General features: G+C 63.3%; 26 protein-coding genes. 12 read left to right on the top strand and 14 right to left on the bottom strand.

The features are described from left to right. Positions 1-75 precede the first annotated feature (75 nt). Positions 76-750, top strand: coding sequence for a YcbK family protein (locus I9P22_RS01585; protein WP_199257653.1), 675 nt, complete (start codon positions 76-78; stop codon positions 748-750). A gap of 239 nt (positions 751-989) precedes the next feature. On the opposite strand, the gene I9P22_RS01580 is transcribed toward I9P22_RS01585, so the two are convergent. The 8 genes from I9P22_RS01580 to I9P22_RS01545 are packed head-to-tail and all read right to left on the bottom strand — an operon-like array spanning position 990 to position 7,937. After that, positions 990-2,678, bottom strand: a complete 1,689-nt coding sequence (locus tag I9P22_RS01580) for a complex I subunit 5 family protein (protein WP_199257652.1) — start codon at positions 2,676-2,678, stop codon at positions 990-992. After that, entirely contained in the window at positions 2,675-4,153 is a 1,479-nt protein-coding gene (locus I9P22_RS01575; RefSeq protein ID WP_148912973.1) for a complex I subunit 5 family protein, read from the bottom strand. Before I9P22_RS01575 ends, I9P22_RS01580 begins: the two co-directional genes overlap by 4 nt. Then, positions 4,150-5,607, bottom strand: a complete 1,458-nt coding sequence (locus I9P22_RS01570; RefSeq protein WP_199257651.1) for a complex I subunit 5 family protein — start codon at positions 5,605-5,607, stop codon at positions 4,150-4,152. The genes I9P22_RS01575 and I9P22_RS01570 overlap by 4 nt, the downstream gene beginning before the upstream one ends. Further along, the gene (locus I9P22_RS01565; RefSeq protein WP_148912975.1) at positions 5,604-5,924 is read right to left on the bottom strand and encodes an NADH-quinone oxidoreductase subunit K; all 321 of its coding nucleotides are present in this window, start codon (positions 5,922-5,924) and stop codon (positions 5,604-5,606) included. Before I9P22_RS01565 ends, I9P22_RS01570 begins: the two co-directional genes overlap by 4 nt. A gap of 7 nt (positions 5,925-5,931) precedes the next feature. Continuing rightward, positions 5,932-6,876, bottom strand: coding sequence for an MnhB domain-containing protein (locus tag I9P22_RS01560; RefSeq protein WP_148912976.1), 945 nt, complete (start codon positions 6,874-6,876; stop codon positions 5,932-5,934). Next, positions 6,873-7,172, bottom strand: coding sequence for a cation:proton antiporter (locus I9P22_RS01555; protein ID WP_148912977.1), 300 nt, complete (start codon positions 7,170-7,172; stop codon positions 6,873-6,875). Before I9P22_RS01555 ends, I9P22_RS01560 begins: the two co-directional genes overlap by 4 nt. Further along, a complete protein-coding gene (locus tag I9P22_RS01550; RefSeq protein WP_199257650.1) occupies positions 7,169-7,456 on the bottom strand; it encodes a monovalent cation/H+ antiporter complex subunit F in 288 nt (95 codons plus the stop codon). The genes I9P22_RS01555 and I9P22_RS01550 overlap by 4 nt, the downstream gene beginning before the upstream one ends. Beyond that, a complete protein-coding gene (locus I9P22_RS01545; protein WP_199257649.1) occupies positions 7,443-7,937 on the bottom strand; it encodes a Na+/H+ antiporter subunit E in 495 nt (164 codons plus the stop codon). The genes I9P22_RS01550 and I9P22_RS01545 overlap by 14 nt, the downstream gene beginning before the upstream one ends. A 385-nt stretch (positions 7,938-8,322) precedes the next feature. Between I9P22_RS01545 and I9P22_RS01540 the strand changes: the two genes are divergently transcribed. From I9P22_RS01540 to I9P22_RS01510, 7 genes are all read left to right on the top strand, one after another. Then, positions 8,323-8,715, top strand: coding sequence for a hypothetical protein (locus I9P22_RS01540; protein WP_148912979.1), 393 nt, complete (start codon positions 8,323-8,325; stop codon positions 8,713-8,715). A gap of 128 nt (positions 8,716-8,843) precedes the next feature. Beyond that, the gene (locus I9P22_RS01535; RefSeq protein WP_199257648.1) at positions 8,844-10,193 is read left to right on the top strand and encodes an MgtC/SapB family protein; all 1,350 of its coding nucleotides are present in this window, start codon (positions 8,844-8,846) and stop codon (positions 10,191-10,193) included. 49 nt (positions 10,194-10,242) lie between these two features. Next, positions 10,243-11,325, top strand: coding sequence for a patatin-like phospholipase family protein (locus tag I9P22_RS01530; RefSeq protein ID WP_148912981.1), 1,083 nt, complete (start codon positions 10,243-10,245; stop codon positions 11,323-11,325). Between the two features lie 6 nt (positions 11,326-11,331). Beyond that, on the top strand, positions 11,332-12,774 hold the full coding sequence (locus tag I9P22_RS01525; RefSeq protein ID WP_148912982.1) for a GntP family permease: 1,443 nt from the start codon (positions 11,332-11,334) through the stop codon (positions 12,772-12,774). A 719-nt stretch (positions 12,775-13,493) separates the two neighbouring features. Further along, on the top strand, positions 13,494-13,973 hold the full coding sequence (locus I9P22_RS01520) for a DUF6932 family protein (RefSeq protein ID WP_050474489.1): 480 nt from the start codon (positions 13,494-13,496) through the stop codon (positions 13,971-13,973). Beyond that, on the top strand, positions 13,970-15,247 hold the full coding sequence (locus I9P22_RS01515) for an XRE family transcriptional regulator (protein ID WP_199257646.1): 1,278 nt from the start codon (positions 13,970-13,972) through the stop codon (positions 15,245-15,247). Before I9P22_RS01520 ends, I9P22_RS01515 begins: the two co-directional genes overlap by 4 nt. Continuing rightward, entirely contained in the window at positions 15,234-16,319 is a 1,086-nt protein-coding gene (locus I9P22_RS01510) for a beta family protein (RefSeq protein WP_199257645.1), read from the top strand. The genes I9P22_RS01515 and I9P22_RS01510 overlap by 14 nt, the downstream gene beginning before the upstream one ends. On the opposite strand, the gene I9P22_RS01505 is transcribed toward I9P22_RS01510, so the two are convergent. The 6 genes from I9P22_RS01505 to I9P22_RS01480 form a co-directional block, all read right to left on the bottom strand. Beyond that, positions 16,273-16,869, bottom strand: coding sequence for a sce7726 family protein (locus tag I9P22_RS01505; protein WP_050474486.1), 597 nt, complete (start codon positions 16,867-16,869; stop codon positions 16,273-16,275). The genes I9P22_RS01510 and I9P22_RS01505 overlap by 47 nt on opposite strands. Positions 16,870-16,958: 89 nt before the next feature. Further along, positions 16,959-17,348: a hypothetical protein gene (locus I9P22_RS01500; protein WP_199257644.1), complete on the bottom strand. Its 390-nt coding sequence runs from the start codon at positions 17,346-17,348 to the stop codon at positions 16,959-16,961. Next, a complete protein-coding gene (locus I9P22_RS01495; protein ID WP_199257643.1) occupies positions 17,345-18,682 on the bottom strand; it encodes a recombinase family protein in 1,338 nt (445 codons plus the stop codon). The genes I9P22_RS01500 and I9P22_RS01495 overlap by 4 nt, the downstream gene beginning before the upstream one ends. After that, positions 18,679-19,188 carry a DUF2924 domain-containing protein gene (locus I9P22_RS01490; RefSeq protein ID WP_199257642.1) on the bottom strand — a complete coding sequence of 170 codons (510 nt, stop codon included), beginning with the start codon at positions 19,186-19,188 and terminating at the stop codon, positions 18,679-18,681. Before I9P22_RS01490 ends, I9P22_RS01495 begins: the two co-directional genes overlap by 4 nt. A gap of 414 nt (positions 19,189-19,602) precedes the next feature. Continuing rightward, entirely contained in the window at positions 19,603-20,535 is a 933-nt protein-coding gene (locus I9P22_RS01485) for an ImmA/IrrE family metallo-endopeptidase (protein WP_199257641.1), read from the bottom strand. Further along, on the bottom strand, positions 20,532-20,900 hold the full coding sequence (locus I9P22_RS01480; RefSeq protein ID WP_233253127.1) for a helix-turn-helix domain-containing protein: 369 nt from the start codon (positions 20,898-20,900) through the stop codon (positions 20,532-20,534). The genes I9P22_RS01485 and I9P22_RS01480 overlap by 4 nt, the downstream gene beginning before the upstream one ends. Positions 20,901-20,995: 95 nt before the next feature. Here I9P22_RS01480 and I9P22_RS01475 point away from each other — a divergent pair, with 95 nt between their 5' ends. From I9P22_RS01475 to I9P22_RS01460, 4 genes are all read left to right on the top strand, one after another. Then, complete coding sequence (locus I9P22_RS01475) at positions 20,996-21,238, top strand: DUF2188 domain-containing protein (protein ID WP_045449871.1); 243 nt, start codon at positions 20,996-20,998, stop codon at positions 21,236-21,238. An 11-nt stretch (positions 21,239-21,249) separates the two neighbouring features. Continuing rightward, entirely contained in the window at positions 21,250-22,437 is a 1,188-nt protein-coding gene (locus I9P22_RS01470) for a hypothetical protein (RefSeq protein WP_199257640.1), read from the top strand. After that, positions 22,421-23,359 (top strand): hypothetical protein, encoded by a 939-nt coding sequence (locus tag I9P22_RS01465; RefSeq protein WP_199257639.1) that lies wholly within the window; start codon positions 22,421-22,423, stop codon positions 23,357-23,359. The genes I9P22_RS01470 and I9P22_RS01465 overlap by 17 nt, the downstream gene beginning before the upstream one ends. A gap of 167 nt (positions 23,360-23,526) precedes the next feature. Further along, positions 23,527-23,736 (top strand): helix-turn-helix transcriptional regulator, encoded by a 210-nt coding sequence (locus I9P22_RS01460; protein ID WP_050474479.1) that lies wholly within the window; start codon positions 23,527-23,529, stop codon positions 23,734-23,736. The last annotated feature ends 7 nt before the right edge of the window (positions 23,737-23,743 follow it).

The raw sequence follows: 23,743 nt of genomic DNA, 5'->3' as shown, positions 1-23,743 counted from the left end.
CGCGCGAAGCATCAATCCATCTGCCCAATACACCCGCCCCCCCCCCGGCGGGTTTTTTCGTTTTGGAGGACTCTCATGACGACGACATTCCACCACCATTGGCGGGACGTGCCCGAGTCGAACTGGCGCTGGCCGAACTTCTCCCCCGCAGAGATCGCCTGCCGGGGCACCGGCAAGCTGCTCGTCAACGAACCCGCGCTCGATAGGCTGCAAGCGCTGCGCGACCGGCTGGGCAAGCCGCTCATCGTCCGCTCCGCCTATCGCAGCCCCGAGCACAACCTCGCCGTCGGCGGCGCGACCCGGTCGAAGCACCTCGACGGGGCCGCCTTCGACATCGCCATGACGAACCACGACCCGGTGCCGTTCGAGGCGGCGGCACGGGAGGTCGGCTTCCTCGGCTTCGGTTTCTATCCGCGCTCGGGGTTCATCCATGTCGATCTCGGCCCGGCACGGCAGTGGGGCGAGCGGTTCCCGGTCCGGGAAACGGCCTTCGCGTCGGAGACTCCGCCCGCACGCGAAGTGCTGGCCGAGAGCCGCACGATGAGAGGCGGTGGCGCGGCAGGCGTGGCGACGCTGGGTGCGGCCAGCGTCGAGGTCGCGCAGAGCGTCCTGGCCGAGACTCAGACCGCCATCCTGCCGCTCGTGCCGTATCTCGACACGCTGCGCTGGGTGTTCATCGCCGTTGCGCTGGCGGGCATCGGCGTCGCAGTCTACGCCCGCCTTGATGACTGGAAACGGGGGCGGCGGTGATGGCCGCGCTCCTAACCGGTTTGGCCGCCAGCCCGTGGATGCGGACGGCTTTGCGCTACGGCGCTGTCGACCGCGCGGTCTGCCTGTTCCTGCCGTCGATCTGTCGTACCGCCCGGCCTGCGGGCATGGAACAGCGCAACGACATGACGAACGGCCACTCCAGAAGAGTACTCCGCTGTCTGCGGCGACACCTTCCAATTCCGGTGCATCTGGCCCGGGGCGGGGCGGCTGGCGGGCCGTCAGGCAAGCGCGGCGAATAGGCCCAACGCGACGAGAATCAGGGTGACCGAGGTCGCCGCGTGGTCGTTGATCAACCGCTCCAGCCGTTCCAGCCCCTCAGCGATCACCGGTAAGGTCTTTCCTTTCTCGACCGGCTTCTCTGACCCGCCCGCCGATACGGCGGCTTGAGTTGCAGCGGCCGCACGGGCGCTGAACCTCGCGACCACTCCGAGCAGGTCGCCTTCGGGGAGCGACGGGGCGCGCAATCCGGTTCCCACCGCGGCGATGACGAGAACCGCTGCGAGCCCGAGGGGCCAGGCGCTGGCGCTGAGCGCTAGTAGGTCGATCGTCCCGTAGGGCGCCATGCCCATCACCGGAGTATAGAGATACCACGGCAGGGCGAGCGCAGCGGCGGCCAGCGTCACCATCGGCACGACCATGAGACCGGGGGGGCGATCTGCCGTTTCAGCCTTGGGCAGAGTAAACAGAAAGCGCGCAAGCAGAAGCCCCGACGTTAGCGCGGAGAGGCCGACTAACGTCGCGCCAAAGTCGCCCGCAGGGCCCTTGATCGCCGATTTCGCCAAGGCCCCGGCGGTGAAAGGCAGCCCGGCGATCGACAAGGCGACCAGTGCAAGGACCGCGATGACCAAAACCCGCGACGCGCCACGCGCCTTGCCGGCGACGCCGACGCCCAGAAACAGCGCCCCCTTTGCGAGCCCATGGTGCAGTGCATAAAGCGACACCGCCGGGAGCACCGAGACAGCCGGCAGGCCCGCCGCCAGCGCCGCGCCCATCGCGCCCATCAGGAGCCCCATTTGGCTGACGGTTGAATAGGCCAGCACGGTCTTGGGATCGCGCTGCATCGCGCCGTAAAGTGCCGCTGCGAATAGCCCGGTGAACGCAGCAAGGGCAAGCACAGTCCCGCTGACCGGCCACGCCTGACCCCACGGCAAAAATGTTACCAGTCCGAAAACACCTGCCTTGACAATGGCGCCCGACAGCACCGCCGAGGCTGGAACCGGCGCCGCCGGATGCGCCACCGGAAGCCAGACATGCAGCGGCACCAGACCCGCCTTGATGCCGAATCCCGCGATCAGCAGCCACTGGACCAAAGGATCGGCCGTTGGAGCGGCAAGGCTCACGCGGACTTTGTCGATAAGGGTGGTTCCCCCCGCCGCCTCGACGGCCATCAGGAACCCTGCCAGCAACGCCGTCTCACCGATCACCGCAAGGATGATGTAGACTGCCCCGGCCCACATTGAGGCTGGCTTGCGATCATGGATCACGAGCGGATAGGCAGCCAGCGACACCAGCGCGAAGTAGACGTAGAAGCTTGCTAGATCCGCCGCCAAGAATACCCCCAGATTTCCGGCAAGGACAAGCATCCAAAACAGTACGAAAGTTGGAGCCCGCGGATCGCCGCGCATGTAGCGCAGGGCATAGACCCCGGCGCAGAGCCATACCAGCCCGGCACCGCCCAGGAACATCGCGCCCGTGTCTGTCAGTCGTAGCCCGCCGTCGAGCAGGATCCATCTCACGCTGAAGGTGTCGTCTCGCGGCGCCAGTAACACGGCGGCGAGTGCCGGTAGCGGCCCGAGCGGCAGCGTCGGCAGCATCCTCGGCCCAAGTTTCGGCACTAGGCACAGGACACCTAGAAGGAGCGGCCAGAGGATCACGAACGGCAGCAGAAGGGTGGCTTCGGTTGTCATTTCAGGTATCCCCTCTCTGCGATCAGCACGGCCCAGCTCAGGGGGCTGAGCGGGAAAGTCGCAAAGAGTCCGGCTGCAAGCACTGTCAGGCCGGTCAACGCGGCAGGGAGGACCAGCATCCGATTCCAGGTGCCGTCCAGTTCCCGCACCGGCAACCGGCCTTCGGGTGGTGGAAGCAGGTAGGCGCGATAGAGAAGCGGCAGGAAGTAGAGTGCGTTCAGAAGCGACGATCCCGCCAGCACAGCGATGACCCATCGCGCGTCAGATTGCAGCCCGCCCAATCCCAGGTACCATTTCGAGATGAAGCCTGCGGTCGGCGGAATGCCGATCATGCCAAGCGCACCGATGCTGAATGCCGCCATCGTCACCGGCATCGCCCGCCCGGCGCCGTCGAGATCCGTCACCGACTTTATCCCCATCCGGTTGGCCAGTGTGCCCGCGCACATGAACAGGGTGATCTTCATGATCCCCTGATGCACTAGATGCACCAACGCCCCGATGATGGCGAAGGGACCGATCAGGCTGGCGCCGAGAATGATGTAGCTGACTTGGCTTACCGTCGAATAGGCGAGCCGCTTCTTGATGTCATTCTGCATCAGGGCGCGGAACGACCCGTAGAGGATCGTCGCCCCGGCCAGCATGGCGAGCGGCGTGGCGAGACCGAGATCCGAGACCGTCTCGATGCCGAAGACGTCGTAGATAATCCTCAATATCCCGAAGGCGCCGGCCTTGACCACGGCCACGGCGTGCAGAAGCGCGCTGACCGGCGCGGGTGCTGCCATGGCCTCGGGCAACCATCCGTGAAACGGGATGAGCGCCGCCTTGACCCCAAGCCCGCCGATACAAAGGATGAAGATTAGCGTGAGCTCGAGCCGCGGAATACCGGATAGGTCAGGCGGCGCAGTGAACTCGACCCTGCCTACGAGCGAACTCAGCCAGACGATGCCCGCCAGATAGGCGGCGCTGCCAGCCAGGGTGTAGATCAGGTAGATGCGCCCCGCGCGTAGAGACTTCTCGTCACCCCGGTGGACGACCAGCGGCCACGTCGCCAACGTCAGGAGCTCGTAGAACAGGAAGAACGTGATCGTAGTGCCCGACATGGCCACGCCGGTCGCAGCCAGGACGCAGAGGTTGAAGAACCCGAAAAAGCGCGCGAGGTGAGGGCCGCGCCCAAAATAGCCGATCGCGAAGACCGTTGTGATCAGCCACAGGAAGGCCGAGAGGGTGACAAACAGCAGCGCGATTGAATCAGCCCGGAGGATGAAGTCGTGGCCCGGCAGGAACTCGTAGCGCCATTCCGTGATCACGCCCTCCCGCGCTGCCAGCAGGAGAAAGCCCACGAGCCCCAGCTTGATCAGGGCGAAGCTGATGTTGGTCACGTCGCGCCATACCGCCATGCGGTCGGGCAGGGCGAAGCTGATCAGTGCCGGAACGAAGGGCAGGAAGACCAACAGCAGGGGGAGGAAATGGATCATCGGACATCCACCGCCACAGCCGCCGGCAGCCTTGCCGAGGTCGCACTGGCAGCGACATCGACCATCGCCTGTCCGGCGAACCCTAGAGACACTGCCAGAAGCGCCAACGCCAGCGGTGCGGCGGTGCGCAGCGGGGCCGTCGCCTCGACCACTGGCGTGTCGCTGCCGGCGAAGGTCCAGGCCAGCGGGTTGAATAGGTAGACTGCGGCCATCAACCCGCCGACGATCAGCACGGCGGCGGCGAACACGGCGCCCTGCTCCACTGCGGCCTCGAGCAGGAGAAATTTCGCGATAAAGCCGGCCGAAGGCGGCAGGCCCATCAGCGACACCGCAGCCAGCCCGAATGCCGCAACGGTCAACGGCATCGCCCGCGCAAGCCCGTGAAGGTCTTTGAGACGGTGGCCGTTGACGGCCTTGAGCATCAAACCCGCGGCAAGGAACATCGCCGCCTTGGCAAGCATGTGGGCAATCGCGTGGATCGTCATCCCGGCCCAAGCCCCGCCGCTCCCTGCCGCAGTCGCGACCAGAGGGAAGGCCAGCAGGAGATAGCCGATTTGCGCCACGGTCGAATAAGCCACGAGGGCCTTCAGGCTGTCCTGCCGGATCGCCTGAACCGAGCCGTAAAGGACTGCCAGCGCACCGAGCCAGCCGAGCACCTCCAGCCCTGCAGGAGCGACGATGGCCGGGAATGCCTCGAACCACAGGCGCAGCAGGATCACGAAGCCCACCTTCACGACGATCGCCGAAAGCAGGGCGCTGGCGGGGGCGGGTGCTGCTGCATGCGCCGGCGGCAGCCAGCCGTGCAGTGGAAAGACCGCCGCCTTGATCAGCAGCCCCGCCGTCATCACCGCGAGCGCCGTCTTGGTCGCGAGGTCAGGCCGCGCCATCTCGGCCAGGAGCGTCACATCCACCGTCGCATAATTCGCGAACAGGAGGGCCACGCCCAGCAGGTAGGCCAGTGAACCGACCAGAGCGATCACGAAATAGCGCAAGGCCGCGCGCAACGAGCCCATCGCCGCCATCGCCACCGCCGCCAGGCTGACCATCTCCAACGCGATGTAAAGGTTAAAGAGATCGGTGCTCAGGAACCCGGCATTCGCTCCGCCCCACAACAGGTAGAAGAGCGGCCAGAAGGCATAGCCGTGGGCGGTTTCCGATCGGTCCGGGCCAGGTGCGAATTCATGAAGCGCATACAGTCCAACAATCGAGGCGCAGGCAGCCATGGCGCCCACCATCAGCTGTGCAACCCCATCCGCGCGCAATTGAACTCCCAGCGGCAGGTTCCAGTCGCCGACCACATGTGCCGAGCCCTCTGGCAGCAGCAACAGCCAGACCGTGAGGCCCGCCATGACCGGGATTGCCGTAAGCAGTAACCAGCGCACCCAGGTGCCAAGGAGCAAGGCCGCGATCATTAGGGCGAGCGGAACCGCGACAAGCAGGTCGAGCGGGCTCATGTGTGGTCGTCGGTTGTCTTGGCCGCCGCCTTGTCGTCCGGCGCACGCTCATCCTCGGCCACACGCAGAATCAGCGCCGCGCCGAAGGCAGTAAGCGCCACGGCGACGACGATTCCGGTGATCACCAGCGCCTGCGGGAAAGGGTCGGTCGAGGCAGCCCCGCGTCCAAGGCCACCCAAGACAAGAAAGATCCCTGCGCCAACCACGTTTACGGCCAGGATCTGACGCAGCGGATGGCGCAGGATCAGGAATCCATAAAAGCCGAGCCCCACCAAGGCCACGCCCGTCAATGGGTAAAGATGCAGGAGCACCGTCATGCCTCGGTCAGCCTTCGTGATCGGGCGCCACCGGCGGTCCGGCCACCTGCAGCGCGAGGGTAACGCCGATCGACAGCGCAAGGCTGTATTCGATAGCGACGATCAAGGCCTTCTCGAAGCCTGGCGGATAGAACAAGAACCGGCCCTGGGCGATGCCCGCCAGGCCAATAATGAGAAAGACCGCCGGGCCAAGCACCAGAGCCACGCGGAGGTAGCGGTCGTCGGCGCGCGGCCATGAAACCGCGCCGCCGATCGCGGCGATGATCAGACCGCCCGCCAGCACGGTTCCGGCCTGGAACGCTCCGCCCGGCAGGTCCGACCCCGCCCAGACCAGGTAGGCCGCCATGACCAGCGCCAGGGGCAAGAGCAGCCGACCGAAAGCTGCGGCCACGCCATGTCCCCCATTCTCCGCCAGTGCCAGCGCCGCGGGCCGCTGCGGCCAAGCACCGCGAGGGGCGAGCGACCAGACCGCCACAAGGGCGCCCAGCAGGACGAAAGCTTCCAATAAGGTATCGTAGGCGCGAAAGGCCAGAAGCACGCCAGTCACCGGGTTCTCGATGCCAAGGCCCGGCATCAGCGCGGCGATCGACCCACCCAAGTCGTCGGCGGGCGCGACACTCAGAACTGCGGATCCGATCAGTGCCGCGAAGCCAGCGCAGGCTACCAGTGCACCGGTTCGAAGCCAGCCGGGCATCTCGGCGCTGACAAGGTCGTCGCCAAGCGCCATCAGCCTTTGCCGCGTTAGGATCAGCAGAACTCCGGTGACGCCCGCTCCGATGGCGATTTCCGCCATCGCGACATTTACAGCGTCCATCGCGAGCCATGCCAGACCGAGCAAGTTTCCGAGCACGATGAAGAAGACGATCGCCGCCAGCGCGTTGCGCATAAGCAGCGCCGCGGCGGCAGTGCCGACGATCATCAGACAGAGGATCATGTCGAAGGCCAGCGTCATTCGTCGGAGCCCCGCTCGGCCGAAGTCTTCGCACGGCGAGCCATCAGCTGCGCGGTCGCTCCGGCGGCCATGAGCGCGAACAGCCAGACGGCGGCGATCTTGACGGCGGCGGCAACCGAGCCCCAGTGCAACGCGGCGGCAAGCGCCACGAAACCCAGACCGACGTTGTCGGCTTTGGTGAGCGCGTGCAGCCTCAATTCGGCATCTTGGAACCTGAGCAGCCCCAGCGATCCGGCCGCATAGAAGAATACACCGACGTAAAGAAGCGCGGGTACGAGGTAGTCCGTGAGGGTCATGGCTGTGTCTCTCGCGGCTTGCGCCCAGTGCTCCGGCGCTCGCGCACGAAGGCGAGAATTGCCACCGACGCTAGCACCGTCGCCACCAACGCGGCGTCCAGCATCGATGCGTCGTCCCTGGCCGCGCCCAGCGTCAGCGCCACGCCGACCCCGCTGGTCGCGACGAGTTGAGCGGCCATCACGTGATCGATCGCCCGTGGTCCGTGCCAGGCGCGAAAAAGCGCCAGCGCCAGCGCGAGCAGCAGGGCGATGGCGGCGAGCATGAAATGGTCAGTTGTGTCCACGATGCCCTCCGGTGTGGCGCGGGGCGGCGACAGGGGCACCGAACAGGCGAAGCACGCGGCGTTCCTCTGCTTCCAGGCTGCGCGTGTCGAAATCGTCAATGTCAAGCACGTGGACCTCCAGCGCGCCGCCGCGGACCCCTGCAGCGAATGAGCCGGGCAGAACGCTGACGACCCCGCCAAGCACGGCATTCACCTCGACGATATTCGTTGAGAGCGGAATCCGGAACCACCCGGGCCGGACCGGCAGACGTGGGTCGAGCACCCTCCGCGCGACATCCAGCCCCCCCCAGAAGCCGCGGAGCAGGAGGTGGGGCACGTACAGGACTGCCCACCCCAGCCGGATCCCCGGTTGTGTCGCCGGATACAGCACCAGGCTAACCCATGTTGCCAGCAGAACCGCTGGCGCCCCGTGGTAAAGCGCATCCGTCACGCCGCCCGTCAGCGCCAGCCAGAAGAGGGAGAAGGTGACGAGGCGTGCCACTGACGAATGCACTTGCATGATCTGAGTCCAATCTTCACACCCACCGACACCCGATGGTCCAGTCGCGTAGTGCATGGAAATGATCGACCAAGACTGACTAGTAAGGAGTTTTTTGGTTTAGCACAACTGGAAAGAAGCATTAGCAGCACGTTTCCAAGAAAAAATCGCGCAACGGGCGACTGCCAGTCGCCAGCGGAAACGCTTGCTGATCGCGACCCGAAAGCGTACATTTTAAAACGGTACTCCAGATTTAGGTCAATAAATCAGTCAGGCACCGTGCGCAGTTTCGTTTTATTCACGGGTTGATGCAGACGATGCCTATTCGTCCCTCCGACTCGCGCGGACTCCGTCCCACGGACCCGCCGATCCGCCCGGCGGGCGGGCGGTGATCGCCACCATGCGCGGCGAGGAACGCGCAATTTCCCCGTTGCTCACCGAGGCGCTGGGCCTCGACTGCATTGTGCTAACGAGCTTTGACACCGACCGGTTCGGGACCTTCACCCGTGAGATCGAGCGGACCGGGACGCAGCTTGACGCCGCGCTCGGCAAGATCGCCGCGGCCTTCGAGCATGGCCCGAATGCGCGCGTGGCGATCGCGAGCGAGGGCAGTTTCGGGCCGCACCCCTGGCTTCCGCTCGGCCGCGAGCTCGTGCTGCTTGTCGTTCGGCAGACCGGGCTTGAGCTCGCGGGCCACGATGCCACCCTCGACGCTCACTTTGCCCATTGTATTGTCGACGGCCCTGCTCCGGCCTTGGCGTTCGCCGAGCGCATGCGGTGATGGCTTGCATGAACGCCGACTGCTCGGCACTCAGATGGGCCACGACCGTTCGCGCGCGGTAAGAATTCTCCTCTCATGGACAGAAGTCCGTTGCCAAACGGCATTGCCCAAGGTTCAAGGTGGGGCCGTTGCTGCGGCAGCAGTATGAACCGCCTACCGCGCGACCAGTCGTTTTGCTGGATGCGGCAACAAATGGTGAAATTAACTTGGAAACCTCTCAGGCCTTATTGCTGCTCGAAGCCCTGGGCATCGGCCTACTGATCGGGATCGAGCGCGAGCGCAATGCAGGAGAGCCCGGAGGCCCCGCCCCGGCAGGCGTGCGCACCTTCGCGCTCGCCTCGCTGACCGGCGCGCTGAGTCAGATTGCCGGAGGGTGGCCGATGCTGGCCGTCGCCATCGCCGTCATCGGCGGCCTGCGCATGGTGACGCATCTGTCTCTGCCGGATCGGCAGGCGGGTCTGACCACCAGCCTTGCGCTGCTGATCGTGGTCATGCTGGGTGCATTGTCGATCGAGCACACCTTCCTCGCGGCGGCTTCGGGAGTCCTCGTGGCGGCGCTGTTGGCGGCCCGCACGGTTCTGCGCGAGTTCAGCCGCTCGGTGCTCAACGATTTCGAGGTCCGCGACGGTCTGATCCTCGGTGTCTCGACGCTCTTGATCCTGCCGATCCTGCCGAACGAAGGCCTGGGGCCGGGCGGGGCAATCAACCCGCAGAACCTGTTCGTGATCGTCATCCTGGTGATGGCGATCGGCGCTGTCAGCCACATCTCCACCCGGGTGTTCGGCGCAAGGCTGGGGTTGCCACTGAGCGGTTTCCTGTCCGGGCTCGTCTCGAGCACCGCGACCGTGGTGGCAATGGCGAAGAAAGTGCAGGATCGGCCGGTCGACACCTATCCGGCCGCTGCGGGTGTCACGTTCTCGTCGGTCTCCTCGCTCGTGCAGACAGGGATCGTGCTGCTCTTCCTCAGCCCTTCGATGTTTGCTCTGTCAGCGCCGATCCTGATCGTCCCGACCGCGGTGGCGCTGCTCTACGGGACGGCGCTTGCGCGTTTCGGATCGCGCGACGGGCCAAGAGAGCGTGAGGGTCTCGACCTTCCCAGCCGCATCTTCAGCATCCGGGCGGCCATCAGCTTTGCCCTGACCGTCGCCACGGTCATCGTCGTCTCCGCGTTGCTGAATGATCAATTCGGGAGCGAGGCGGTCCTGTGGTCAGCCGCACTCGCGGGCCTCGTCAGCACCAGTTCCGCCGCTGTTGCGCTGGCCTCGCTGGTTTTGGCCGGGCAGTTGCCGGCATCCGAGGCGGTCGTGCCGCTGGCAGCAGCGATCAGTGTGAATGCCGGTGTGCGGATCGTCCTGGCCCTTCGCGGAGGGGCGACGCCGTTCGGCTGGACTGTCGCCGGCGGCCTGCTGCTGACCGCCGCCGCCGTCTGGGCAGGGTGGTGGTTTGCAGCCGCCATCAGCAGCATGATCACGGAGTGAGCTTCGTGCCGCGGCGTTGACAGGGAAAGTGCTATGTGTGGAGAGCGATATGGCCCAGCAACAGCCCACAAAGACGATCGATCTGGCGCTTCAGGGCGGCGGATCCCACGGGGCGCTGACTTGGGGTGTGCTCGACCGCATCCTCGAAGACGAACGGCTGGAGATCGCAGGCATCAGCGGGACCAGCGCTGGGGCGATGAATGCCGTGGTGCTGGCGCAAGGGTTCCACCAGGGCGGCCGGGACGGAGCGCGCGATGCGCTCGCCGCCTTCTGGCGGGCGGTGAGCGATGCGGCGCGCTTTTCGCCGGTGCAGCGCAACTGGTGGAACAGGCTCACCAGCAACTTCAACCTCGACAGGTCGCCCGGCTATCTGTACTTGGACAATATGACGCGGTTGTTCTCGCCCTATGAGCTCAATCCGCTGAATATCAACCCGTTGCGCGACCTTGTTGCCAGCACGGTCGACTTCGATCGGGTCAATTCCTGCGCGATTCCGAAGATCTTCGTCACCGCCACCAACGTTCGGACCGGCCAGGCGCGCGTCTTTACCCAGCCGCATCTGTCGGTGGAAACGATCATGGCCTCGGCCTGTCTGCCATCGGTGTACCAGGCGGTCGAGATCGACGGCGAGGCCTATTGGGACGGCGGCTACATCGGCAATCCGGCGCTTCACCCCCTCGTCGACCAGACCGACTGTCGCGACATGGTCATCGTCCAGATCAATCCGATGACCCGCCGCGAACTGCCGCGAACGGGGCGGGATATTCTCAACCGAGTGAATGAGATCAGCTTCAATTCCAGCCTCATCAAGGATCTGCGGGCGATCCAGCTGCTGCACCAGCTTATCGATGCGGAGGGAATTGAGACGGAGCGATACCGCGACATGCGGGTTCATTTGATCCATGCCGCTGAAGAATTACAGGATCTGGACTCCTCGAGCAAGCTCAACGCCGAATGGACATTCCTCACCCACCTGCACGAGCGCGGCCGGGCTTGGGCGCACCAGTGGCTAAAGGCGAATTATGACGGGATCGGTGTACGCTCCACCTTCGATCTCGACGCGTTGTTCGCCGACTCGCTTCGTCTGGTTAGGGCGCCCGAGCGGTCGAGCACCAACCGGTCAGCGGAGTAGTCGCCAATGTATGGCATCTTGGTTGTCGTCGCCGCGCTCGGTGGGCTCATTTATCTCGCCTATCGCGGCGTAACCCTGCTGATCCTGGCGCCGGGCCTTGCCATGCTCGCCGTGCTCGCCTCGCTCGAACGGCCCCTGCTTGCCAGCTACACCCAGATTTTCATGGTGGCGGCGGGCGACTTCATCGTCCAGTACTTTCCGGTCTTCCTGCTCGGCGCCATCTTTGGCAAGCTGATGGAGGACTCCGGCAGTGCTGAGGTTCTGGCCAATGCCACGATCCGCAAGCTTGGCAGCGAACGTGCGATCCTTGCCGTGGTGCTGTCCTGCGCGGCGATGACCTATGGCGGGGTATCGCTGTTCGTCGTCGCGTTCGCGGTGTTTCCGATCGCTGCTGCAGTGTTCCGTCGCGCCGACCTCCCCAAGCGCTTGATACCGGGCACCATCGCTCTTGGCGCCTTCACCTTCACCATGACCGCGCTGCCCGGTACGCCGGCGATCCAGAACGCCATCCCGATGCCTTATTTTGGCACTTCGCCGTTTGCCGCGCCGGGGCTCGGCATCCTGACCGCCCTGATCATGTTTGCGCTTGGCCAACTGTGGCTGGAGCGACGGGCGCGGGCCACCTCCGAAGGCTATGGCGATCACCCGGACACAGCACCGCTCGCCGCCACGGCCTTGCGCGACCGCGCCGCGGCCGAAGGCTTCGACATTGCCGAAATCTCCGCCGAAGCGCGTCCGGCCGAGCTGCCGTCCCTGATGCTGGCGGCAATGCCGCTTGCCACAGTAATTGCCGTCAATCTCGCCTTCACCACCCTCGTCATCCCGGCCATGAACACTGACTACCTTGCTGCTTCAGAATATGGCGCGACGACAATCGATTCGGTGCGCGGCATCTGGTCCATCATCGTTGCTCTGGTCATCTCGATCCTAGTGATGATTGCCGTGAACCGGTCGCGCCTGCCTAGGCTGAACACCACCCTCGACGCCGGCGCCCACGCCTCGCTGCTGCCGATTTTCAACACCGCGAGCCTTGTCGGATTCGGGTCCGTCATCGCCTCGCTGTCGGCCTTCGCCCTGATCCGCGATTCGGTGGTCGACATCGGCGGCGACAATCCCCTGATCTCGGTTGCGGTCTCGGTCAGTCTTCTCGCCGGTATGACCGGCTCGGCCTCCGGTGGCATGAGCATTGCGCTCACCACGCTCGGCGCCGTCTATCTGGAGACGGCCCAGGCCGCAGGCATCTCGCCCGACCTGATGCACCGGGTGACTGCGGTGGCCACCGGCGGGCTCGACGCATTGCCCCATAACGGTGCCGTCATCACGCTGCTGGCAATCTGCGGCCTGACGCACCGCGAGGCCTATTTTGACATTGCCGTCGTCGCCGTGGTTGTGCCGATCATCGCGCTGATCGTGCTGATCACCCTGGGAACGTTGCTGGGGAGTTTCTGAGAAGGAATCCCAGTCAAGTCAGCCCGGCCTGCAAAGGTATTCCGCCAGAGGCCGGTGGCGCGCGTGCAAGCATACCTCCGTGCATCGTCATCCGCGTGGAGAGGCAGCTCGCCACAAGAGAAGGTTGGACGTCAGGCCCATCCCCTCCGCCATTATCCTGTAGCGAACTCGAGATGAGGCTCCCGTTGGGGGCCTTTTTCTTTCTGTTTCAAAGGCGTTTAGCGGAGATGCCCGAACCCCGGAGACTGGCGCCGGGTCCAATTCCCGTCTCCGAACAGCCCTCCGTCTCTAACCGAGCGAACCTCGTCCGGTACGGTTCGGCTTCGCGAAGGCCTGCGTTTTCAGCGGTTTCGCGCTCTGCTCGGCTGCATCTTCTGCAGCCGTTCTTTCGGCTGGCGTGTCCGCCCAAAAAATGCTCGGTAGGCGTTTCAAGGCGGGGCTACGGGCAGTTGTTCGAAATGGACCTTAGTTGGCAAGGCCGGGCCGGCTCTTCAGCGCGCCTCGACGCTTCCCGCCGACATCATGCTCATCTGCTCCCGCCCCCACTGACGATCGACAACCGCGATCAGGTCATTGAATATGAGAGTCGGCGGCGCGTTCCCGATGATGAGGTATTTGTACACCTTCGGCGTCAGATGCTCTGCGTGCGTCTCCGCCCCACCCATACCGCGCAAATTTCCGACTTGTAATTCGATGCTTACAACATTATTGTTGTAAGCATGATTCCTGCCCTCGTTCCAATACCCGGCTCCCCGTGGACAGTACTACCCCCTGGAGCACATGAGGCCAGTCTCGAAGACGTGGCGGCGGCGTTCGCTACGAATTCCTGGCGGCGCGAACTTTTCAACGGACTTGTGCTCGCCTCCAGCAAGCTGCGGGCGGCCGGATGTCCGACGGTATATCTCGACGGTAGTTATGTCACGGGCAAGCCTAGGCCGGGCGACTTTGATGCGTGCTGGGACCCCACAGGGGTCGATCCTGCCAAGCTCGATCCTGTGTTTCGGCAATTTGAAAACGGACGGGCAGCGCAGAAAGCGGCATTCAAGGGTGAGTTCTTTCCGTCCTCGATGATTTGCGCGGATGTCGGGCAGGCTTTCGTTGATTTTTTCCAACTGGATCGTTTCACAGGAAATCAGAAAGGGATCATTTCCATTTCACTTTCGGCCGATCCGCTTCTCCTAGGGAAGGTGCAGCCATGATCTACAGCGACAAACAATACAGCGTTTCGAGCGCGCAACTTACGAAGTTGCGAGATGCGCTTGCCGCTGCGGAAGTGCGCACGACGGATCAGGCATGGCTTAGGAAGGCGGAGATCGACGCGCTCAAGAGCCAGATCGCCGATATTGAGGCGGAGCTTGCCGAATACGACCTCCTCAAGTCCGGCGAGGCCTCGTTCTCGAAAACCTATGCGCTCGAAGAGCTGCCGCGCGTGCTGGTGCAGGCGCGGATTGCGTCCGGCATGAGCCAGACAGACCTTGCCGAAAAGCTCGGCATGAAGCCGCAACAGGTGCAGCGCTACGAGGCCACAGACTACATGGGTGCGAGCCTCGGGCGGCTGATCGAGATTTCGAAGGCGCTCGGTGTAAAGGCGTCAGGAAGCTTCGAGGGACCCCAGCAGGTGGGCGGTTCGGTCTTCGCTTGGGGTGATGCCGACGATGTTGTTTGGGGTCAGCTTCCCTACAAAGAGATGATCAAGCGCAAGTGGTTCGATGTACCGCGTGGCGCAAACCCGATCGAGCGCGTGAAGGAGTATTTTCTGCATGCGGCCGGCCCGCAATTCGCAACGGCTCTCCATCGCAAGAAGATGCACAGTGGAAACGTGCCTAACGAATACGCACTGCTCGCTTGGCAGGCGCGTATTCTGGAGCGCGCGCGTTCCAAGATCGAAGCAGAAGAGATCGGCGCCTTTGAACTCGATGACCGGTGGCTGCCGGAGTTGGTGCGTCTCACCAAGAGCACCGACGGGCCGAAGCGCGCCCGAGATCTGCTGGCCGAGAAAGGCATTGTGCTAATCGTCGAGCGCCACCTTCCGGGGTCGTATCTCGACGGCGCGGCCATGCTCGCTCATGGCGAGAGACCGGTCGTTGGCCTCACCTTGCGCCATGACCGACTGGACAATTTCTGGTTCGTGCTTATGCACGAGCTTGGCCACGTCTTCCTGCATCTCTTCGACGGTCTGCGCTTCGACTTCTTCGACGAGGAAGACGGTAACGGCGGCGATGCGATCGAGGCGGAGGCCGATAAATTTGCGCTCGATGCGCTGATACCGGAAGAGCTGTGGGATCAGTGCCTCTCCCGCTTTGCCCTGTCAGAAGAGGCCGTGAGAATCGACGCGGATACGATCGGCATCGATCCAAGCATCATTGCCGGGCGCATCAGGAAGGAGCGCGGCAACTATACCATTCTGAACAATCTGATCGGGCTGGGTCAGGTGCGCTCGCAGCTTGAGGAGGCGGGCGATGATCTTGACTAAGGATATGTATGTTCCGGCGTTGCGTTGGCGGCAAGGCGAGTATCAGGCGCTCGCTAGGCTTGGCGCAACCGCCAAGGACCGTATCGTGCCGTACATTACCATTCCGGAGGTCGAATTCGACTTCGAGTTATGGCAGCCGAAGAAGACTGTTCAGGAGCACGTTCACCCCTTTGCCGCCCGCTTCAATGCCAAATGGGGGCAGCGGCCGGCTTGGGTCGGCGTTCATCCCAGTATCTCGAATAAACCGATGGGAGATGGCCGGGACATTTTCACTTACGTCTTCGAAGCGCTCCGTGCATTCCAGGCGAATGCGGTACCGGCCGTTCCCCTCGATGCCTTCCCGGCCATGGTGGCATCCATCGGGGCGATCGTTGCCGTCGATGGCCTTGGAGCTGCGATCTCGATCCGGCTGGAAGATCTGATGAAGCCGGATGCGCGCACGCGGATCGAGGGTTTGGCCGCATCGATTGGCCTGTTGCTCGATGATATCGATCTTGTCATCGATCTCGGGGCGCCGAATTTCGAGCCCTATAACGCGTTCGCGGGTGCGCTGATCGCGGCTATGCGAAAGCTTGGCGATCTCCACGCCTTTCGCAATTTCGTGATCATCAGCACGGCGATTCCTGAGACGTTCAAGGATGTCGCAAAGGGTGCCGACCAGCTCCCGCGCCATGACTGGCTCTTCTATCAGGCGCTGCTCGGCAAGATGCCGGCCGGGATGCGGCAGCCCAATTACGGCGACTACACCATCGTTCATCCGGAATTCACACCGGTGGACATGCGCAAGATCAAGTCGGCCGGCAAGCTCGTCTACACGGCTCCAACGGTCTGGGAGGTCCGCAAGGGTGGGGCGTTCCGCGACAATCCGGGGCAGATGCACGACCACTGCGCCTCGATCCTGGCGTCCGGCAAGTTCAGCGGCGCGGGGTTCTCAAGCGGCGATGACTACATCGCCAAATGCGCTACGAAAACGAAAGGGCCCAGCAATCAGCCCTGGTGGAAGTTCGTGACGATCAACCACCACATCACGCATGTGCTGGATGATCTCTCCACGTCCGGCGCTGCACCATAAAGCTTCGAATGGAAGCCGTGATTTCGGGCAAGGTCATGGCTTCGCACAGCATCTTGTAGAGTTGCTTTCTCGGTCGCCTGAGGTCCTTCGGCGCATATCCCGCCCGGTCCAGCAGCTCGATGACCTCATCACGCCAGAGAAGATGCGCCATCATTACCGGATCGATATCAGGGTTGGCGACGGCGTTTCGCAACACGTGGAAGGCGATGCCGCCTTTTGGACCCTGCTCGGCCGCTATTACGCCGCACCATTCAGGAGCATTGGTCATGATGCCGGCCACGTGCTTCGGCGCAGCTACTATAGTCAGCTTCTGTAGTGTCTGCCGGTAGATATCGATCTGGGTAGCCAGCCTGACTAGGGTGTCCTTGGCGCTCTTGATTTCATAGCCATGGATACAGCCGTTAATGACGGCGACATCGATTCGGCTCTTTGCGTGCGCCAAGCCGAGTTCATCGATCACCAGCGTGTCCGGACGGGCTCTGAGTTGGCGCAAGCGCTTGGTATGAAGCGCTCGACGAATATCGGCGTCCGTGGTTTCGACCCTAGTCATAACAAAACATTTCCCCCATACTCTTATCGCCCAAAATCAGAGTGCAAACAACGCCGTTTCACTTCAAACGATCTCTTGGCTTATGAAGATTACGCCTTTTCAAACACTACTTCTCGTTGCTCCGTCCATGGTCGCTGGGCCACCGCCATAAGCTCGTTAAGAGAAAGCGCAGGGGGTGCACGCCGGATGATGAGCTCTTCGACCACATCTGGCGACAGATAAGCAAGCCGCATCATCCGGCTTACGAACCGGTCGGAGACCTTCTCAGCGGTGGCGATGTCCTGGATCGTGGAAGCGGCCCCCGTTTCCAGCTGCCGCCGCCAGCTCCAAGCGCGGGCGATGGCGCGCAGCACATGCGGATCCTGCGTCCGCCCATCCCGCAAGATCACCTCGTCAGGCGGCAGGATCTTCGGCCGCCCATTGCGTTTGCGGATCGTCAGGGGGATGACGACCCGGATGGTGTTCGTCGAGTCGGTCATGCGTGGGCCTCCGTCTGGCGGGGGGCCATCATGTCCCGCAGGACCGAGCCCAACCCCTCATGGCGCAGATCGACGGCGATGCCGTCTTCGCCGACGGTCACCCGCTCGACCAGAAGCTGGACGATGCGGGTTTGCTCCGCCGGGTAGAGCGCCGCCCAGAGCTGGTCGAACTCGCCGAGCGCCTGGACGACCGCCTTCTCATCGACGGTCGAGTTCTCGTCGCGAAGAGCCTTTATGGTCCGCGCCGCGACTTCGGGTGCGCGGATCATGCGGCGGATTTCGCCGACGACAGCGTCCTCGACCATGCCGGCGGGCAAGCGCAGCGGGCCCGAGGCGTCGCCGGTCGGGCGGTTTCGGATCAGGTCCATCGACGCATAGTATCGGTAGAGGCGCGTGCCCTTCTTCGTCGCCGTCGGCGTCATCGCCGTGCCTGTCTCGGTGAAGATGATCCCCTTCAGCAGAGCCGGCGTCTGGCGGCGGGTGTTCTTCGCCCGCAGGCGCGGGCTCTCCTGCAGGATGCTGTGCACCTTGTCCCACAGGACCTGATCAATGATGGCCTCGTGCTCGCCGGGATAGGCCGTGCCCTTGTGGACGGCTTCCCCGAGATAGACCCGGTTGTTGATCAGTTTGTAGAGGAATCCCTTGTCGATCGGCTTGCCGCGCTTGTTCAGCACACCCTCGGCCGCGAGCGCTTTCGCCAGCGTCGTAGCGGAGCCGATGGCGACGAAGCGCTCGAAGATCATCCGGACCGTCGCGGCTTCCGCTTCGTTGACGACCAGCTTGCGGTCGCGCACGTCGTAGCCCAGCGGGACGTGACCGCCCATCCACATGCCGCGCTTGCGGGATGCCGCGACCTTGTCGCGGATGCGCTCGCCGATCACCTCCCGCTCGAACTGTGCGAAGCTGAGAAGGATGTTCAGGGTCAGGCGGCCCATCGAGGTCGTGGTGTTGAACGACTGCGTGACCGAAACGAAGGTCACCTGATTGCGGTCGAAGATCTCGACCAGCTTGGCGAAATCCATCAGCGAGCGCGACAGCCGGTCGATCTTGTAGACCACGATCACATCGATCAGACCGGCCTCGACGTCCTGAATAAGGCGCTTCAGGCCGGGGCGCTCCAGCGTGCCACCGGAGAAGCCGCCGTCATCGTACCGTTCGCGAATGGTGGCCCAGCCTTCCGCCTTCTGGCTCGTCACGAAGGCCTCGCAAGCCTCGCGCTGGGCGTCGAGACTGTTGAACTCCATGTCGAGCCCTTCCTCGCTCGACTTGCGGGTATAAATGGCGCAGCGCTGGCGGCGCGGAACGACCGCGACGGCTTCCTGATGACGGCTCATCGGTCGTCCCTCCGCGCCTCGCGGAGGCCGAAGAAGCGGTAGCCGTTCCACTGCGTGCCGGTGATCGCCCGCGCCACCGCCGAGAGCGACTTGAACTTGCGCCCCTGCCAGTCGAAGCCGTCCTTCATCACCGTGACGGTGTGCTCTACCCCGTCCCATTCACGCACGAGGCGGGTTCCGACCACGGGGTTGCGGGGATCCGCGATGATCGTCTTGCGCCCAGCCCGGCCCTCGATTTCGTCAGCCAGCAAGTCCAGCGTCCGCCGCGTCTCGCGGGTCAGGCCGCCGAGGGTCAGTTCCTGGACCCGGTAGCCGAGCCTCAGCTCGAGGTAACTGCGGCTATTGTTCGGAGCGGGTGTACCGAAGAGGCTTTCCCACTTCGCCTTCAGCTCGACCACCGTCATTCGCTTCAGCGCTGCAAGCTGCGTGACCACGCCCGCGTGCGCCGCATCGCGGTTGCCCTGTTGCCATGGTGCGGCGTCAGTCTTTCTCTTTGTCCCTGGCATCATTGCCCTCCAACTCGGTTGCTCGGTTTGCGACGACCAACACGGCGTTTGAGGGCGAGAATGTCGAATGAACTGTCTTCGCCAGGTGCAGATAAAGAACTGGACTGTTCCGGCAGTATACGCCTCAGCCCCGCGGCAAGAATCTGCGCGAGTTCATCGAGGCGTTCGCCCGCCGACAGACGGACGGGCAACAGAGGGTTCGGACCGGATCGGGCGTCTTGCATGAGACCGTTCGCAACAGAAGATGATTGGCGAAACGGTAGTCGCAAAACGAAGATACGCAATAAGATTCAATGGCTTATCGCGCCACGGCGGAATCATTAGAAGTAGATCGAAGCCGTTCGTCAGGCCTTTCCAGCGTGAACATCTGTGCAAGTCGCCCGGAGCGGCGCTGCCCGCAGCATTGTCGGGTCGTTACCTCGAATCATCGCGGGTGAACTGGTCGTAGCTATCCCAAGGTTCTTCGTCCTCGACCTCAGATCCATCGACGGTGCGATCGAACTGCAGAAGAGACACCGCCAAACCGAGCCGGTCAGAGAAGAAGGTCAGTTCTCGGACGGGTTCGGAGCCCCGACTAAATGTCCAGATGCCGGCTGGCAAAGCCACCGGGCGCTGAGAACTGGTGTGCTGCGACGCCGACCCCATGGCCATGATGGAGCCGTCGGGAATCGGCATGCCCGATTGAATGAACACACCGCTTCTGTAGGCGCGCGTGCTCGCTCTGCCCCACAACGCGAATCCGTCTCGCGCAACCACCATGGCCGCTCGGGTGTCGGTGAATTCGATCCACTTGCGCGCGGCCGCAAGAAGCGAAACTCCGTACCGGTTGGTCACATGGCCAAGGAGGTCGCGAGTTACCTCCTGACCGCCGACCTGGTTCCGATAGTCGTCGATCGGCATCAACAGGAAGGAGGCAAAGGTGTCGGCCTCTTCTTCACGCTGCTTCTCCGCGTCCTTCCAGCCGTTGGCTTGCAGCGGAAGGCACTCGAAGTCGAAATCGTCCGAGAGCTCGCCGTTATGGTAGTGCGCTGCGGTCAGCGGGCGCCGGTGCAGCAAGTAGTGCCCGAACTCGTGAGCCATCGTGAAGCGCTCGCGTCCGCGGTAGCGGGGCTGAGTGTTGTAGAGAATTTGCCAACCGGGCTTCTTGCGCCGTGCCCGGAGCATGCCCTCGAAGCCGTCGATGTCGACGCCCTTCACTGCCGTAATCGGGTCTTCGTGGTTTCGGGAGACTTCGAGCGCCAGCGCCTCCACGTCCACGGGGAACCGGTCTTCTCCCAGCACCGTGCGGAGAAGCACAGTCAGATCGTTCGCGGCCTTTCTAGGCGATTTTCTGCCGCTATTGCTCATTCATCCTCATCGTCCAGGATCTTAAGCATCTCGCGAAGCTTCTCTTTGCTCTTCGGATTCATCTTCTGATACTTGCGAAAGAAGGCAGTGTCTGTCGCGTCCGCTTCGGTGACTTCGTCGGCGGAAATCAGATAGTCAGTCGTCGTCTCAAGGGCGGCCGCGATCTGGTGAAGCTTCTCAGCGGAAGGGCGCGCGACGTCCTTGTTCTCGATCTCCCACATGTAGCTCTTGCTGGATCCGACCCTTTCGGCCAGCGCCTCCAGGGTCAATCCTCGCTTCAGTCTGAGCTCGCGAACGCGCTCTCCCAAGGGTGTTGGCACCGGGTGTTCTCCTGTTTGTCCGTCGGGTTCGTTATCGCGATACATCTAGTCCTTGACACGCCGCACCTGCAATACCTATCTTGCGCGCAAGTTCGTAGTAACGAACCCACTTTCGCGCTTTCACGGGACAGGAGGCCGTCATGGCTAAAGCAGGTAACGGTTCGGGCACCCATCACGTGGTCCCCAATCCCAATGGCGGATGGGATGTCCGCCGCGGCGGCGCCGAGCGCGCCAGCGGGCACTTCGACACGAAGCGGGAGGCGATCGACCGTGGGCGGGAGATCAGCCGCAACGCTGGGACGGAGTTCAAGATCCACAATCAGGATGGCCGGATCGGCCAGTCCGATTCCCACGGCAACGACCCCCGTAACATCAAGGGCTAAGGAGATCGGCCATGGCCTCAGTGACGAGTTTCATCCGCAACATGCCTGCCTCGTCGCTGCAGGCCTATTTCCACCACACCGGCATCGAGCTTCCGACCGAGGTCGATTGGGAGGCGCCCGAGCCGGAAGTCGCCCGCGTCACTTTGCGGGCCGTCGACGAATTGGACGACGAAGCCCGCGCCCGCATCGTCAATGACGCCGAGCGGGTAAGCGCCCTGGCCGATGATGCGGGGCAGACCGCACTCTACAGCGTGATCGACGACCGCACGGTGCTCGATGATCTGGCAAATGGCCATGCGCGTTCGCTCTGGATGTTCCTGAACGAACCGGTTCGGTTCCGCCATGCCGAGGAGGTCCGTTACACCGATGAGCGGCGCCGTGGTCGGAGCTGGGACGGATTCATCGGCGAGCCGAATCTCGATTTGCGTCGGGACGAGGCATCCATCGATGCCTTCAAGGCGGCGCTGCGCGAACGGTTCGCTTCCAACAACATCCACATCGATATCTTCGGGCGCTACCGGCCGACCTTCGACGGCGAGGATTGCGAGCTTGTCCAGATCGCAATTTACCGCGAAGGCCTCCTCGACGATTTCCTGGCGTTCGATGACGCGGGAACGCTCGTCCGCCGCGCCCGCCGTCCCGTATTTGAGGCGGCCATGACGTATGAACCGGCGACCGGCGTCATCGAAGTCGTCGCCAACGACCGCGAGAGCCGCGAGGAGATGGTCTGCTTCATGGCGCGCGACCTGCTGGGGATCGAGTTCCAGAGCGAGAAGGTGCCCTTCCGCACCTACAACCTCGCGGTTCTGCTTCATCGTTTCGATTTTCCGACCGACCCGGAGGATGGGATCGAGTCCGTCGAGGTCAAGCAGCTGCGTCTGATGCCCATCGACAATGTGGGCGAGCGCGTCACGCTGGAATGTCTTCGGAAGGCCGACCGCACCATCTGGAGCATGTCGGCAGAGCGGTTCGGCGCCAACGATCCGCTGGCTGGCGGTTGGGTGGCGACACAGGCCAAACTCTCGATCAAATTCCATCCCAAGGGCGATGCCAAACGCGGTCGGACGCTGCCGTTGACGATCACGATGCCGCATGGCTGCAATCTCAAGGACCAGACTGAAGAGGAGCAGCTGATCGGCGAGAAGTACCTCCGGCGCTGGGGCATCCTTTCCGGAGACGGCGGTGTCGTCGTCGATTGATCGGGGGGCGGCGGACCTATTGCTGTCGGTGATCGAGACGCCGGATGCGGTCATCAGCGGCTCGGTCCTCGACGGCTATTATGGGCGGGTCGCGCCAGCGCTGAAGGCGGCTGGGATCCTTCAGCCGAAAGATCACTCGCGGGCAGCCGTTTCACTCGTCGACCACGAGGACGAGCCCGTCAATCTGATCTGGTCACCTGAACATCGGGCATATGGGTATTTCAGCCCGACAGCTGGGTGGGTGAGTGTTCCCGGTGATCAGTTGGCGACGTTCCGCGTCAATTTCAGCAAGCTGATCGGCCAGTTGGTGGAGCGGCTGGATCTGTCGCCGCGATCAGACCCAGTCGAACTCGTGCCCGATCTTCTCTGGGAAGTGGGCGACGCGCGACTACCGGGACGCAGCAAACGCAGTTCCGTATGGATTGGCCGTCGGCTCGGCGATCCGACGATATGGAGAAGTTTCATCGATGCTGCCCGCAAGCGTCCGGCACCCGGCTTGCGAGTTGTCCTGAGCTTCACAGCTGGAAATCGCCTGCCGACTGACGTGCACCTCGGTCATACGCTCATCGCCGTTCGAGACGTTGCCGATCACAACGGTCTTGCCATCGCTCCCGAGCTATTGGCCGCCCGCGTCGCGACGGGCTCACAGCTGAACGACGACTTGATCACCATGGCGGCCGACGGAGCATCCCTCACCGTTCGCGGAACACGTTATGCATTCTCTGGATCGAAACAGCGCGCGATCATCCGGCAACTCTATGACGCTTGGAAATCGGGCAACCCGGAACTTCTGACCGCCGAGGTTCTGGAGAGCGCCGGATACAGCACCAGCGTCAACACGCTGGCCAAGGCTTTCTCCGGAAGATCTGAATGGCGTGATTTCATCAGCGAGGAGCATGGCCGCTGTTGGATGTTCCTCTGATGACCTGAACTCTCTCATCTGAAAGGCCGCCCGGTGGGCGGCTTTTTTCATTTCTGAGCCGCTTTCCCCGATTCCTACCCTGAGCCCTACCTGGCTCCTTCCCGGCTCCTACCCGCCCGGCAGCCATCCTCTCCGCAGGTTTTCGACAGGAACCCAAGGAGACACAAATGGCTACGAAACACCTCAACCAGATCGACCTGGCTGCGCGCTGGAACATCAGTCACCGCACGCTTGAGCGGTGGCGCTGGACAGGCGAAGGCCCGCGCTTCGTCAAGCTCGGCGGTCGCGTCGTGTATCGCCTCGAAGACGTCGAGGAGTACGAGCGCGAGCAGATCCGGGCGAGCACCGCCGACCACCCCAGCAAGCCTGCGGCGTGAGGGGGGG

The sequence above is a fragment of the Paracoccus binzhouensis genome (assembly GCF_016446475.1).
Taxonomy (GTDB): Bacteria; Pseudomonadota; Alphaproteobacteria; order Rhodobacterales; family Rhodobacteraceae; genus Paracoccus; species Paracoccus binzhouensis.
Note: the sequence above shows the minus strand (reverse complement) of the source record. Positions and strands in the feature narration are given on the sequence as shown.